Origin of the sequence: Arthrobacter globiformis, from assembly GCF_030815865.1 — a bacterium.
In the GTDB taxonomy this organism is placed as follows: Bacteria; Actinomycetota; Actinomycetes; order Actinomycetales; family Micrococcaceae; genus Arthrobacter; species Arthrobacter globiformis_B.
Genome location: NZ_JAUSXI010000001.1, coordinates 1,726,192 through 1,740,269 on the forward strand (window position 1 = coordinate 1,726,192; position 14,078 = coordinate 1,740,269).

The window sequence follows — 14,078 nt, forward strand, 5'->3', positions numbered from 1 at the left end:
GTGGGCTGGAACCGATGGTGCCCGGCCTAGTAGCGCCGGCGGTAGACGGGGTCCAGCGTTTCCGGGGCCACACCCAGCATCTCGGCGGTGTGCTCCACCACCACATCATGCACCAGATCCTGCAGTTCCTCCTTGACGGGGCAGGCCTGTTCAACCACGCGGCGGTACAGCGTGATCGTGGGGCCCTCGTCCTCGGTGGCGGGGGTGTAGCAGCCCAGGGGAGCGGGCGAGCCGTCGGCCAGCAGCTGTTCCAGGTTCGGCGGGATCTCATCAACGGCGAACCGGACGCCGTCGAGCGGCTTGCCCCAGATGTCATGGAGCCGCTGGGCGGAGTCCATGACGAGTTCATCAAACCTGTCCGACCGGCTCCGGTAGCCGGGGAGGGTGGGCAACAGCAGTTCACCCCGCAGGCCGCGGCCGTGCCGGTTGCGGCGGCGTTGAGCGAAGCTCCGGCCAGCGGGAGCGTCGGCAGCGTCCCGGGGCGCACCCGGGTCAGCCAACCGGACCGTGAAACCCGACGAATGGTGCGATGACTGCATATACAGACTCTAAACCCGCCGAATGATTTGCGCGACATAACCCGACCGGAGCCCCGCTGCCGCGGCGCGGGCCGCCGTCAATGTCGGGAAAACGGCCGGAAGCGGAGTATTCTGTGTCTTCGTGGGTGCAATACGTCAGTGTTCCAGATCAGCCTGCCGCCAGTCAGCGGTGGCCACTTTGACGTACGTCTACGCGGACTCTACGGCCGTCCTCGGCCCGCTGGCCACCTACGCGGAGCCGCACTGCTACGACCTTTGCGAGCAGCACGCCGGTTCGCTGACCGTCCCGCGTGGCTGGGAAGTGCTCCGCCTCGCCATGCCCTCGCAGCCGCCCCAGCCCGGTCCCGACGATCTCCTCGCCCTGGCCGACGCCGTCCGTGAGGCCGCGTCCCGCCCGGCGTCCCCGGCCCCGGGGCAGCGCGCCGCCCACTCGGCGCTGGAAGCGCCCGCCGCAACCGAAGGCACCCGCCGCGGCCACCTGCGCGTCCTGCGCGAACCGTCCTGACGCCGAACTGGCGGTAGGCTGGAAGCTGAAATCCGTCAGCCACAGCGCTTGTGCCCAGCAGGGAGCATCCACCATGCCAAAGATCAGTCCTGAACTGTTGTCCGTTCTGCGTTGCCCGGTCACCGGATCGTCTCTGACCCAGGAGGGCGAGGAACTCGTTTCGACGTCGGCGGCGGAGAGCGGTGAACGGCTGCGGTACGTCATCGAAGACGGCATTCCGCTGCTGCTTCCCCCGGAGCTCCGCGCCGCAGCCACGGCCGCCCGGTCTGACCAGCACGACGCCGGCCCCGCAGCGGCCGCCCCCACCGCCTAACACCCAGCCAGCACCACAGAAGGCTAGTCGCCGGATACAGCAAAGGATTCCCATGACGTTCGATTACAAGGTTGCCGACATCTCCCTGGCCGAAGCCGGGCGCCACCAGATCCGCCTCGCCGAGCACGAGATGCCGGGGCTCATGTCGCTGCGCCGGGAATTCGGACCCACCCAGCCCCTCAAGGGCGCCCGGATCGCCGGGTCGCTGCACATGACCGTGCAGACCGCAGTGCTCATCGAGACCCTCACGGCACTCGGCGCCGCGATCCGCTGGGCCTCCTGCAACATCTTCTCCACCCAGGATGAGGCCGCAGCCGCCGTCGTTGTGGGCACCGGCACCGTGGAGGACCCGCAGGGCGTTCCCGTGTTTGCCTGGAAGGGCGAAACGCTGGAGGAGTACTGGTGGACCGCTGAGCAGATCCTCACCTGGCCCGGTGCTGACACGAACCCTGAGCTGGGCCCGAACATGATTCTCGACGACGGCGGCGACGCCACGCTGCTGCTGCACCGTGGCGTGGAGTTTGAGGCGGCGGGCGCCGTTCCGGCAGCCGCCGCCAACGACCCCGAAGAATACGGGATTGTCCTTGACGTCCTGCGCCGGACGCTGGCCGAGGACCCGAAGAAGTGGACCCGGCTCGCCGCCGGCATCCACGGCGTCAGCGAGGAAACCACCACGGGCGTGCACCGCCTCTACCAGCTGGCGGAACAGGGCAAGCTGCTTTTCCCGGCCATCAACGTCAACGACTCCGTGACGAAGAGCAAGTTCGACAACAAGTACGGCATCCGGCACTCGCTGCCGGACGGCCTCAACCGCGCCACCGATGTCCTCATGGGCGGCAAGGTCGCCGTCGTCTGCGGTTACGGCGACGTCGGCAAGGGTGCCGCCGAGGCGCTCCGCGGCCAGGGAGCCCGCGTGATCGTCACCGAAATCGATCCCATCTGCGCACTGCAGGCCGCCATGGACGGCTACCAGGTGGCCAAGCTGGAGAGTGTGCTGGACCAGGGCGACATCTTCATCACCACCACGGGCAACAAGGACGTCATCATGGCCGAGCACATGGCCGGCATGAAGAACAAGGCCATCGTGGGCAACATCGGCCACTTCGACAACGAAATCGACATGGCGGGCCTCGCCCGGATCCCCGGTATCCGGAAGGTTGAGATCAAGCCCCAGGTCCACGAATGGGTCTTCGGTGGAGACCAAGCCGACGACACCCGGTCCATCATCGTCCTGTCCGAAGGGCGCCTGCTGAACCTGGGCAACGCCACCGGCCACCCGTCGTTCGTCATGAGCAACTCCTTCGCCAACCAGACCATCGCCCAGATAGAACTGTTCACCAAAAAGGACCAGCCCGAAGGTGAGCGGGAATACGAAAACCAGGTCTACGTGCTGCCCAAGATCCTGGACGAGAAAGTGGCGCGGCTGCACCTCGGCGCCCTGGGTGTTGAACTGACCGAGCTGTCCAAGGACCAGGCCGAGTACCTGGACGTGGACGTGGCCGGCCCCTTCAAGCCGGAGCACTACCGCTACTAAAAGTGGCCTGCCACGGCGCACCGCAGTGCGCCGTGGCCGCTGCTGAGCTTCATGGCAACCCGGCGCGCCGTGGGTCTCCGCGTCAGGGGCAGCACCGCCATGCGATAAAATTGACTGGTCAGCGTTGCCGCTGGGCACACGGACGGGTGCCGATCGGCAGCCCGGTGGGACACGGAGAAACCAGTCATGACGGAAAAGAACAACCGGAAAACCGGCAAGATCATCGCCGTCGTTGCTATTTGCGCTGCGGTTGCCGCCGGCGGAATCGGCGTCGCCACCGCTCCTGGCTGGGCCAACCCCGCGCCCCAATCCGAGGCCTCCAGCCCCGTGCGCAACGAGCCGGGCCTGGCCACCCCCGTGGTCAAGGCCGTGGAACTGGGTGTGACACCGCTCGATGGCGCCAAAGGCGTAAACCCCGCGGTGGCCCCCTCCGTCAAGGCGGTCAACGGCCGCGTCCAGGACGTTGTGCTGGTGCCGACCGCCGGGGGAGAGGCCGTCAAGGGCACTGTCAGCGCCGACGGCAGCACATGGACAGCCGTGGACCCGCTGCTCTTCAACACCCCATATAACTACGGCTACACCATCGTGGATGAGGCGGGCCGGGAAACCAAGAAGGCCCAGACCTTCACCACCGTGGAGGCCGCCAATGAGGCGGATGCCGCCGTGTACCCGGAGAACGGCTCCACGGTCGGCGCAGGGCAGCCCATCGACATCGTGTTCAGCGAACCGGTCACCAACAAGGCAGCGGTTGAAAAGGCCGTCAAGATCACCGTCTCCTCCAAGCAGCCCGTCGCCTGGCACTGGTACTCGGACCAGAAGGTGCGCATCCGCCCCGAGAAGTTCTGGGCCTCCAACAGCCAGGTCACCGTGGACATGAAGCTGTTCGGAGTGGACTTCGGCAACGGCATGATCGGCAACTTCGACGCAAAGGTGCAGTTCAAGGTGGGCCAGCAGCGCCTGGCAGTGGTGGACGACAACACCAAAACCATGCAGGTCTACTTCGACGGCAAGCTGGTCAGGACCGCACCCGTCACCCTGGGCGGTTCCGACTGGCTCTCCCCGTCCGGCTACGCCGTGATCATGGAGCAGGAACGGAATTCCAAGTTCAACGCCGGGAGCATCGGCCTGAAGCCCGGCGACAAGGGGTACTACCCGCCGCTGACCGTGGAGTATGCCAACAGGCTCACGTCCTCCGGCGTCTATGTCCATCAGGCGCTCGAGTCGGCATGGGGCTACGTGGGCGTATCCAACGTCTCCCACGGCTGTGTCGGGCTGTTGCCCGTGGACGCTGCCTGGTTCTTCAACAACATGAAGTCCGGCGACGTCGTCCAGGTCCTGAACACGGGCGCCGCGCCGGTGGAGCCGCTCGAGGGCTACGGCGACTGGAACATTCCCTGGGCCCAGTACGCCAAACGCTAGGCCCAGTCCGCCAAACGCTAAGCGCAGCACGCCAAGCGCTAGCTGTCGCGCGACGCCGTGAACGGCAGCCGGTGCAGCCGTTCCCCGATCCTGTTGCTTTGTGTGCGTGCCGCGCCGAGACGGCGGAGTTCGCGGATGCGGCGTTCGGCCAGGACCGCCGCCAGGTAGTCGTCGGGAGTGGTTCCTGGCGGCGGTGACGGTGCCACATACGCGGACATTTCGGTGGCGAGGGCTGCAGCCATGCCGCTGCGTGACAGTGGCGACATCCGTGGCGCCTGGCGCATGAATTGAGCGGCACGCCGTCCCAGGGCGTCCGGAATGCGGCCGATGTCCGCGGCTTCAGCCCAGGCGGCCAGGTGCCGCGGGGTGACGGGGACGATTGAGGGTTCCACCGGAACCCGGCGCCGCAGCGAATAGGTGCCCGCCACAATGTCGCCCAGCCGGCGGGACCTGCCGTCGAAGAGGGCGACGCTGATTGCAACACCGCCGAAGGTCAGGTAGATCTCCAGGAAGCCGATCAGCGCCCGGATGACCGCGTGGCGGAAACGGATGGCCCCGCCGTCGTCACGCACTATCCTCAGCCCGGCCGCCAGTTTCCCGAGCGACAGGCCCCGGGTCAGGGTCTCCACCGTCGCCGGGACAATGACGAAGCACAGAACCACGCTGACCAGGGTGAGTGCCCCGGCTGCCGCCTCGTCCAGTTCATCCCGGGCGGCGCCCATTGCCATGAGTACCGCTATCAGCAGCGCGGAATGCACCACGACGTCGAGCAACAGGCCGAGGGAGCGGGCAGCGAAGGACGCAGGACGGAGTTCAAGGACGACTGCCTCGCCTGTGATGAGTGGACCCAATTCCTGCCCCGTACGTCGTTCCGGCCACCGGTCGCCTAAAGTCTAGTTCGCCGCAGGCTAGGGTAGGAGCGTGGACATGGACGCCTTCTCCGCCGTCAACTCTGACACATGGTCGCGGCTGCACCACCTAGCGCACCAGCGGCGCCTGAGCGGTGCCGACGCCGATGAACTGCTGCGCCTGTACCTGGTGACCTCCGCCCACCTCTCCCTGCTCCGTTCCACCGGGCCGGAAAGCGGCTTGTCCGCATCCCTCTCTGCCACTTTGGCGCAGGCGCGCACCCGCTTCACCGGGGCACGGTCGAACTTCATGGAGGACATGGCGCAGTTCTTCGTGCTGGCGCTCCCGGCCGCGCTTTACCGGATCCGCTGGCTGACGGTCGCCTGTGGCGCCGCATTCTGCCTCGTCGGCTGCGCCTTCGCCCTATGGATTGGCACTTCGCCCGAGGCCCTGCGTGCCGTTGCCACGGAATCGGAAGTCCAGCGGTACGTGGAGCAGGACTTTATTGACTACTACTCGGAGAACCCGGCGGCGTCGTTTGCCGGCGCCGTCTGGACCAACAACGCGTGGATCAGTGCCCAGGCCGTTGCCTTGGGCATCACCGGTTTCTGGGTGCCCATGATCCTGTTCGCCAACGCCCAGGGCGTGGGGGGTGGCCGCCGGGATGTTCGCCGCGGTGGGAAAGACGGACGTGTTCTTCAGTTACATCCTGCCGCACGGGCTCATGGAGCTGACGGCAGTATTCGTGGCCTGCGCGGCAGGGCTGAGAATCTTTTGGGCGATGGTGTCGCCGGGCACCCGGACCCGGTCCCGCGCCGTCGCAGCAGAGGGCCGGTCCATGATCACGGTGGCGCTTGGCCTCGTCCTGGTGCTCTTTGTCTCAGGCCTCGTGGAGGGTTTCGTTACGCCCAGCACTTTGCCGGTGTGGGCGAAGATCAGTATCGGCGCGGCGGTGCTGGCGGCATACTGGTTGTATGTGCTGGTCTGCGGGGGACGGGCCTACCGCGCCGGCGCCCGCGGCGACCTGGGCAGTCAGGACGCCGGCTATACAGAACTTGCAGCCTGATTATTACCGCCAGCTGATTATTCCTGCCGTGGCGGGGTGGCACATCGCGGTGCCGGAGCGGCTGACGGTAGGCTCTTGGGGAGATACAAAGCGCTGCCCGGCCCCGGTAATCCCGGTGGCCACGGAGCGTGGACGCCTACGGAAGTGAAGCTGCAGTGAAAGACAATACTCCGACCCCGTCCGGACGCCTTGATCCGCGGCTCGATCCGGCGGCGCGCCCCGCTCTGGATCCCGCGGAGGACCCCGACGAGCCGGCGTTTGATTGGATGCAGCCCGCGCCTGCAGCACGCGCCGCTGAGGGGGAGGGCGCCGCCGGTTCTGCAGCGGCCCAGCCCGAAAGCCGTGCCGACCGCAAGGCGGCGGAGGCGGCCGCCACCGAGGGTGCCGGGACAGACCGTAACGCGGAGGCGGGCCAGGACGCTGCGACAGATCGGAAGATGGCGTCACGCCAGCCGTCTGCGGCCGGTTCCTCCACCATGGGCACCCACTACAGCGAGCCGCTCCCCACCTCTGCCCTGCAAGTACGCCCTCCGCAGGAGGAAGTGGAACGGCGCAACGCCGAGCGCGAGCAGGCAGCCAGGGCCAAGCCGGTGCTGCCCCGGTTCCTCCAGGTCCTGCTGGCCATTTTCTATCCCGTCATCCTCCTGGTCCTGGCCGTGCGCGCCGTGACCAGCCCGCTCTTCCTCTGGGTGGAGTACCACCGCCCCGGTTTCCCCGGGGACGGCTACGGCTTCAACGCGGACGACCGCATGACCTACGGCTCCTACGCCGTGGACTACCTGAGCAACTGGTCCGGTCCGCGCTACCTGGGCGAACTGGTTAACCGCAGCGGTGAAAAACTGTTCAAGGACGGCGAGGTCGCTCACATGGCCGACGTGAAGCTCGTCTTCCTGTCCGCGTTCGGAGCCGGGGCACTGCTGATCCTGATCAGCATCATCGCCATCATCTACCTGCGGCGGCGCACGCCCGGCGGAGTGCGCCGGGGGCTGTTCGCCGGCTCCATTGTGACGCTGGTGCTCATCATCGGTTTGGGCACCCTCGCCGCCCTCGGGTGGCAGCAGTTCTTCACCGAGTTCCACCGCATCTTCTTCGCTGCCGGCTCCTGGACGTTTGCGCTTGAGGATACGCTGATCCGGCTCTTCCCCGGGCAGTTCTGGGTCGACGCGGGCTTGGTCATCGCCGCGCTTGTCCTGATCACAGCGGTGGTGACGCTGATCCTGACCTGGCCCACCCGCAGGCGCCGCGGGCTGGCCCCGGCCAGGAAGGGCCGCAAGGGCGCCGATGTTGAGGGCGATGCAGAGGGCACCGACATGAAGGACGACGCCGGCGCCGACGAGGCTCCGCAGACAGGCAACGTCCGTCCCGTGAACCTGTAGCGGCCTTTCGGCAGGGACGACTGTTCAGCCGTACAGCTCCTCGATTTCCGCTTTATAGTCTTTGACGACGGCGGCCCTCTTGAGTTTGAGGGACGGTGTCAGGTGCCCGGACTCCACGGTGAAGGCTGCATCCAGGACCCGGAACTTGCGGATGGATTCGGCCTTGGACACGAGGCTGTTGGCCTGGTCCACCGCTTCCTGGATGGCACTGCGCACCGCTGGGTCCGTGCGGGCTTGCGCGGGGCTGAGCAGGGGAAGGCTGCGCGCCGTGCACCAGTGCTCGAGGCCCTCGGGGTCGAGGGTGACCAGGGCAGAAATGAAGGGCTTCCCGTCACCCACCACCACGGCGTGGCCTACGAGCTGGTGTTCGCGGATCTTCTCCTCGAGCGGGCCCGGCGCGACGTTCTTACCGGCGGCCGTGACCAGCAGGTCCTTTTTGCGGCCCGTGATGGTGAGGAACCCGTCGGCGTCCAGGGAGCCCAGGTCCCCTGTGCGGAAGAAGCCGTCGGCGAAGGCCTCGGCGTTGGCCGCCTCGTTGGCGTGGTAGCCCTTGAACACGCCGATGCCCCTGACCAAAACCTCACCGTCCTCGGCGATGCGGATGGTGGTGCCGGGCGCTGGGATTCCGACCGTGCCCACTCGGGTGAGGCCGGCAGTGTTCACGGTGCACGGCGCTGTGGTCTCCGTCAGGCCGTAGCCTTCGAGCACGGCTATCCCCGCACCCCTGAAGAAGTGCGTATCGCGGGCGTTCAGCGGGCTCGCGCCGGAAACGGCGTACTCCATGTTCCCGCCGAACACCTGGCGCAGCCGGGGATACACGAGGCGGTCGAACAGTGCGTGCTGCGCCCGCAGCATGGCGCCCGGCCCGCTGCCCTTCCCGTGCCGGGCGGCATCCAGTGCCTCCGAGTAGCGGACCGCCACCCCTGCGGCTGCGCTGAAGAGCCGCGACTTCCCGGCATTCCTCGCCTTCTGCTCCGCTCCGGCGTGGACCTTCTCGAAGATGTGGGGGACAGCCAGCAGGAAGGTCGGCTTGAAGGTTCCCAGATCATCAAGCAGCTGGCTGGCTCCGGAGGTGTGGCCGAGAGTCACGCCGGCCGTGAGGCACACCACCTGGACGGCCCGGGCCAGCACGTGGGCCAGCGGCAGGAACATCAGTGTCCTGGCGTCCTCCCGCTGCAGCAGTTCGGGGAGGACGGCCACGATGTTCCTGGCAACCAGGGCAAAGTTTCCATGCGTGATCTCGCAGCCCTTGGGCCTGCCGGTGGTGCCGGAGGTATAGACGAGGGACGCCACGTCCTGCAGCGCGGCTGCCGAGCGGTGCCGCTCCAGCTCGGCGTCCGTCACCCCGGCCCCCGCGGCGGCGAGGCTGGCAAGGTTGGGGGCTTCGCCGTCGTAATCCATCCGGACCACCGGCACCAGGCGGCCGGCCAGGACGCTGGAGGCGGACAGGACCTGCTCCAGCAGCGACGCCTTCTGGCGGTCTTCGACGAAGACCCGCCCGGCGCCGGAGTCGGACAGGATCCACTCAACCTGGCTCGCCGAGGAGGTTTCGTAGACGGGCACGGTCACACCGCCGGCAAACCAGATGGCGAAATCCACCAGCGTCCATTCGTAGCGGGTGGCAGAAAGGACGGCGACGGTGTCCCCGGGGGCCAGGCCGCCGGCAATGAGGCCTTTGGCCAGGGCTGTGACCTGGTCAAGGAAGTGCCCGGCGGTGATGTTCTGCCAGCCGCTGGCGTCCCGGCGGGCGTAGACGGCGTGCGAAGGATTGTCCCGGTAGCAGTCAAGGAGCAGGTCGGTGACGTTGCTGCTGGCCTCCAGTGCAACCATCAGTTCCGTGCTTGCTTCCCTCACAGGCGGGTCTCCATTTCGTTGATGATCACGTCCGGGCTCCACCTGCAATCGTGCCTCAGATCCAGGAAGGCATCCACATTCTGAGCCGCCAGTCCTGGTACGTGATCATTTCGGCGGTCCAGACCGGGTAGAAGAAGGAGGAGATCAGGACCGCAGCCACAAGGAACAGGGCGACGCCGTACAGCCCCGAGCGCCGGCGCCACGGCGGGTCGGTGGTTTTCCCCAGTACCAGGCCCAGGCAGTACACGAGCGCCAGGACCAGGAAGGGTTCGAAGGACACCGCGTAGAAGAAGAACATGGTGCGTTCCGGGTACATGAACCACGGCAGATAGCCGGAGCCGACGGCGGCCAGTACGGCCCCTGCCCGCCAGTCGCGCCTGCCCGCCCACCAGAACAGCAGGATGACGAGTGCAATGGCGGCGCTCCACCAGATCAGCGGGTTGCCGACGGACAGGATGGCCGAGGTGCAGCCAGCGAAATCGCAGCCGGGGGTGCCCTGCTTGGGGGACTCGTAGAAGAACGAGGTGGGCCTGCCCATCACCAGCCAGCTCCAGGCGCTCGCCTCATAGGGGTGCTCCGAGCTGAGCCCCTGGTGGAACTTGTAGGCCTCCAGGTGGTAGTGCGCCAGGGACCGCACGGAGTCCGGCAGCCAGCCCCATTCCGCGCTGGGATTCGTCTCCGCCCACCGCCGGTAGTAGGCATCCGTGGACCTGAACCATCCCGTCCAGCTGGCGGCGTACGTCACGGCGGCCACGGGCACGATGCTGACGAATGCCAGGAGCCCGTCCTTGATGATTCCGGCGCTGATCCAGCCGCGGACGCCGGCGGTCCGTCGGGCGCTCAGGTCCCAGAACACCGTCAGGAGCCCGAAACCGGCCACGAAGAACAGCGCCGACCACTTGGTGCCGACTGCCAGGCCTAGGCAGATGCCTGCCACAATCCGCCACCAGCGGACGCCCAGCCACGGGCCGGACAGCAGCTGGAGCGGGGATGGCCTGCCGGTGGGGGAGGCGGCCGCCTGCCTGCCGAACCTGGCTGCCAGCCGGCGCCGGCCGTCGTCGCGGTCCAGCAACAGCGCGCCGAACGCCGCCAGGACCCAGAACATCAGGAAGATGTCCAGCAACGACGTGCGGGACATGACCAGGTGGTGCCCGTCGACGGCGAGCAGCAGCCCGGCTGCGCCGCCAAGGATCAGGGAGCCGAAAAGCTTCTGGGCTATCAGCGCGAGGAGGGCCACGGACAGGGTGCCCGTCAGCGCCGCGGCGAACCGCCAGCCGAAGGGGTTGTCGGCCCCGAAGAGCCACATGCCTGCGGCGATCATCCACTTGCCCACGGGCGGGTGCACCACGTATTCGGGCGTGTTCAGCAGCACGTTGGGGTTGCCGGCCACGAACGCGTCGTTGGCCTTGTCCGGCCAGCTCCGCTCGTAGCCGCTCACCAGCAGCGAGTAGCCGGCCTTGACGTAGTACGTCTCGTCAAACACGAGGCTGCGGGGCACATCCAGCCGGACGAACCTCAGGACGCCGCCCACGGCGGCCGTCAGGGCGGGAACCAGCCAGAACCAGAGCCGCAGCGACGGCGGGTAGTCCCGCCAGGTGCGCATGCCGCCGATCAGGCGCCGGGTGAGGGCGTCTGCCGTGAATGCCTCCGAGGGGCGGCTGATCCAGCGCTTCCCGTGCGGGCCACGGTCTTCTGTGGCGGGTGCGGAAGCCGGGGTAATTGCTGGTTCGGCCCCGTCAGGCCGCACGAAGGTCTGCGTCACGAGCCCATGCTACCGTTTGCGGCTTGGAGAACGCCGGACGGCAGTAGGCTGGATCCGTGGACCATGAAGCGAGCACCGCCCCTGACAGCAGTTCCGACCCCGCCAGCAATTCAGAGGCTGCCGACACCGCCGGCAGAAGGGAGCAGGACCTCCGCAGCGGCGGTCCGGGACGGATTGTCCTGGCGGCAACACCCATCGGCAACGTAGGCGACGCTTCCGCCCGGCTCGTGGAGCTGCTGGCGACGGCGGACATCGTGGCTGCCGAGGACACCCGGCGCCTGCACCGCCTGGTGCAGAGCCTGGACGTCAGCGTGAGCGGGCGGATCATCAGCTACCACGAGCACAACGAGGCCACGAGGACCGCGGAACTCCTGGAGCAGGTCCGCTCCGGAAAGACCCTCGTCATGGTCACCGACGCGGGCATGCCCGCAGTCTCTGACCCCGGCTTCCGGCTGGTCGAAGGCGCGGTGGCGGCGGGCCTCACCGTCACGGCCGTCCCCGGGCCGTCGGCCGTGCTCACCGCCCTGGCACTGTCCGGCCTGCCCACCGACAGGTTCTGTTTCGAAGGGTTCCTGCCCCGGAAGGCCGGCGAACGCGCCGGCCGCCTGGCGGATCTCGACGCCGAACGCCGCACCATGGTCTTCTTCGAGGCGCCCCACCGGCTTGAGGCCATGCTACGGGCGCTGCACGAGCGCTTCGGCCCGGACCGGCGCGCGGCGGTGTGCCGGGAACTCACCAAGACTTACGAGGAGGTCCTTCGCGGCTCGCTCCGCGAGATGCTGCAGTGGGCGGAGGCCAATGAGGTGCGCGGCGAGATCGCCGTGGTGGTGGCAGGTGCGCCGGAGCGTGCGCCTGGCTCGCCGGAGGACGGCGTCGCCGCCGTCAATGAGCTCGTGGCCAAAGGTGTCCGGCTCAAGGAAGCCGTCGCTGCTGTCGCCGAAGAAACCCGCGTGAGCAAGCGGGAACTGTACTCCGCCGTCCTCGCGGCGCGGTGACATACCCGCTCTGGTGAGCCCGCCGCAGCGGTCCTGATGGGCCAGCTGCAGCCGAACGGCGGTGCGCTCCCAGCGGCCTGCACCACGCTCCCAACCGCCCGGCGAGACGGGCGGAGCCGCCGCCACCCGGGCTGTGCAGCTGCACAACGAACCGCGGGACGGGCAGTGCGCCGATGCGTAGACACTGCCGAGACACGGGCAGTACCGTGGCTTTTAATCCAGCCAAGCAAGCAGCGGGCGGCAGGCGGCGGCACGCCGTATGCAGGAGCTGCACATAACCGGCAATCCGATTGCTGACGAGGGAGTCACCGTGTCTGTTACTACACAGTCCACTGCTACCGCAGAACGCGAAAGCGAATTGCTCGCGTCTGTTCCCACCGGCCTGCTCATCAACGGCGAGTGGCGTCCAGCCGCGTCCGGCAAGACGTTCGACGTCGAGGACCCGGCCACCGGGAAGACGCTGCTGAGCATCGCCGACGCCTCGGCCGAGGACGGCGCCGCTGCCCTGGACGCGGCCGCCGCCGCGCAGGAGTCCTGGGCCAAGGTGCCGCCGCGGGAGCGCGGCGAGATCCTGCGCCGGGCCTTTGAACTTGTCATCGAGCGGGCCGAGGACTTCGCGCTGCTGATGACCCTGGAGATGGGCAAGCCGCTCGCCGAAGCCCGCGGCGAGGTCACCTATGGTGCCGAATTCCTGCGCTGGTTCTCCGAGGAAGCCGTCCGTGCCTTCGGCCGTTACTCGGTCTCCCCGGACGGCAAGTCGCGCCTGCTGGTGACAAAGAAGCCGGTGGGCCCGTGCCTGCTGATCACGCCGTGGAACTTCCCGCTGGCCATGGCCACCCGCAAGATCGCCCCGGCCGTCGCTGCCGGGTGCACGATGGTGCTGAAGTCCGCGAACCTCACCCCGCTGACCTCCCAGCTGTTTGCCGCCGTCATGATGGAAGCCGGCCTGCCCGCAGGCGTCCTGAACGTCATCCCCACGTCCACTGCCGGTGCCACCACCGGCCCGCTGATCAAGGATTCCCGGCTGCGGAAGCTCTCCTTCACCGGCTCCACCGAGGTTGGCCGGCGCCTCCTGTCCGACGCCTCGGAGACGGTCCTGCGGACCTCGATGGAGCTCGGCGGCAACGCCCCGTTCGTGGTGTTCGAGGACGCCGACGTCGATGCCGCCGTCGCGGGCGCCATGCTGGCGAAGCTGCGGAACATGGGCGAGGCCTGCACCGCGGCCAACCGCTTCATCGTGCACGAGTCAGTCGCGGACGAGTTCGCGGAGAAGTTCGCCGCGAAAATGAAGGAGATGACCACCGCCCGCGGGACCGAACCCGAGTCCAAGGTAGGCCCGCTGATCGACGCCAAGAGCCGGGACAAGGTCCACGAGCTCGTCACCGATGCCGTTGCCTCCGGCGCGAAGGCTGTCTTGGGCGGCGCGCCGGTGGAAGGACCGGGTTACTTCTACCAGCCCACCATCCTCAAGGGTGTCACCGAGGGCACCCGGATCCTGTCCGAGGAGATCTTCGGCCCGGTGGCCCCGATCATCACGTTCTCCTCCGAGGACGAGGCCGTGCGCCTGGCGAACAACACCGAATACGGGCTGGTGGCCTACGTCTTCACAAGGGACCTGAACCGCGGGATTCGGATGGGCGAACGGCTCGAGACCGGCATGCTGGGCCTGAACGCCGGCGTCATCTCCAACGCCGCCGCACCGTTCGGCGGCGTCAAGCAGTCCGGCCTGGGCCGTGAAGGCGGCCTCGAGGGCATCGAGGAATACCTCTACACCCAGTACATCGGCATCGCCGACCCCTACGCCGGCTAACAAGGCAGGCGCCGCATACACCGGACACACCGAGCGCAACACCACAACGCACTGGC

General features: G+C 67.7%; 11 protein-coding genes and 1 pseudogene. 8 read left to right on the plus strand and 4 right to left on the minus strand.

Annotation, left to right across the window (positions count from 1 at the left end; genetic code table 11):
- Window positions 1–26: 26 nt before the first annotated feature.
- Window positions 27–539: a metallopeptidase family protein gene (locus QFZ33_RS07955; RefSeq protein ID WP_307026380.1), complete on the minus strand. Its 513-nt coding sequence runs from the start codon at window positions 537–539 to the stop codon at window positions 27–29.
- Window positions 540–660: 121 nt separating this feature from the next.
- Between QFZ33_RS07955 and QFZ33_RS07960 the strand changes: the two genes are divergently transcribed.
- From QFZ33_RS07960 to QFZ33_RS07975, 4 genes are all read left to right on the plus strand, one after another.
- Window positions 661–1,044, plus strand: a complete 384-nt coding sequence (locus tag QFZ33_RS07960; RefSeq protein WP_307026382.1) for a DUF3499 domain-containing protein — start codon at window positions 661–663, stop codon at window positions 1,042–1,044.
- Window positions 1,045–1,117: 73 nt separating this feature from the next.
- Window positions 1,118–1,357 carry a Trm112 family protein gene (locus QFZ33_RS07965; protein ID WP_307026384.1) on the plus strand — a complete coding sequence of 80 codons (240 nt, stop codon included), beginning with the start codon at window positions 1,118–1,120 and terminating at the stop codon, window positions 1,355–1,357.
- Window positions 1,358–1,409: 52 nt separating this feature from the next.
- Window positions 1,410–2,891 carry an adenosylhomocysteinase gene (ahcY, locus tag QFZ33_RS07970; RefSeq protein ID WP_307026386.1) on the plus strand — a complete coding sequence of 494 codons (1,482 nt, stop codon included), beginning with the start codon at window positions 1,410–1,412 and terminating at the stop codon, window positions 2,889–2,891.
- A 186-nt stretch (window positions 2,892–3,077) separates the two neighbouring features.
- A complete protein-coding gene (locus tag QFZ33_RS07975; protein ID WP_307026388.1) occupies window positions 3,078–4,310 on the plus strand; it encodes a L,D-transpeptidase in 1,233 nt (410 codons plus the stop codon).
- Window positions 4,311–4,348: 38 nt separating this feature from the next.
- On the opposite strand, the gene QFZ33_RS07980 is transcribed toward QFZ33_RS07975, so the two are convergent.
- Window positions 4,349–5,161: an RDD family protein gene (locus QFZ33_RS07980; protein ID WP_307026390.1), complete on the minus strand. Its 813-nt coding sequence runs from the start codon at window positions 5,159–5,161 to the stop codon at window positions 4,349–4,351.
- 70 nt (window positions 5,162–5,231) lie between these two features.
- Between QFZ33_RS07980 and QFZ33_RS07985 the strand changes: the two are divergent.
- Together QFZ33_RS07985 and QFZ33_RS07990 are read left to right on the plus strand one after the other, a co-directional pair.
- Window positions 5,232–6,225 (plus strand): annotated as a pseudogene (locus QFZ33_RS07985) (stage II sporulation protein M).
- A 155-nt stretch (window positions 6,226–6,380) separates the two neighbouring features.
- A complete protein-coding gene (locus QFZ33_RS07990; RefSeq protein WP_307026392.1) occupies window positions 6,381–7,601 on the plus strand; it encodes a TIGR01906 family membrane protein in 1,221 nt (406 codons plus the stop codon).
- A gap of 24 nt (window positions 7,602–7,625) precedes the next feature.
- Here QFZ33_RS07990 and QFZ33_RS07995 read toward each other — a convergent pair whose 3' ends face one another.
- Entirely contained in the window at window positions 7,626–9,455 is a 1,830-nt protein-coding gene (locus QFZ33_RS07995; protein ID WP_307026394.1) for an AMP-dependent synthetase/ligase, read from the minus strand.
- Between the two features lie 55 nt (window positions 9,456–9,510).
- Window positions 9,511–11,217 (minus strand): dolichyl-phosphate-mannose--protein mannosyltransferase, encoded by a 1,707-nt coding sequence (locus QFZ33_RS08000; RefSeq protein WP_307026395.1) that lies wholly within the window; start codon window positions 11,215–11,217, stop codon window positions 9,511–9,513.
- 173 nt (window positions 11,218–11,390) lie between these two features.
- Here QFZ33_RS08000 and rsmI point away from each other — a divergent pair, with 173 nt between their 5' ends.
- Both rsmI and QFZ33_RS08010 read left to right on the plus strand, forming a co-directional pair.
- The gene (gene rsmI / locus QFZ33_RS08005; RefSeq protein WP_307031714.1) at window positions 11,391–12,212 is read left to right on the plus strand and encodes a 16S rRNA (cytidine(1402)-2'-O)-methyltransferase; all 822 of its coding nucleotides are present in this window, start codon (window positions 11,391–11,393) and stop codon (window positions 12,210–12,212) included.
- 259 nt (window positions 12,213–12,471) lie between these two features.
- Window positions 12,472–14,022, plus strand: coding sequence for an NAD-dependent succinate-semialdehyde dehydrogenase (locus QFZ33_RS08010; protein WP_373427242.1), 1,551 nt, complete (start codon window positions 12,472–12,474; stop codon window positions 14,020–14,022).
- Window positions 14,023–14,078 lie beyond the last annotated feature (56 nt).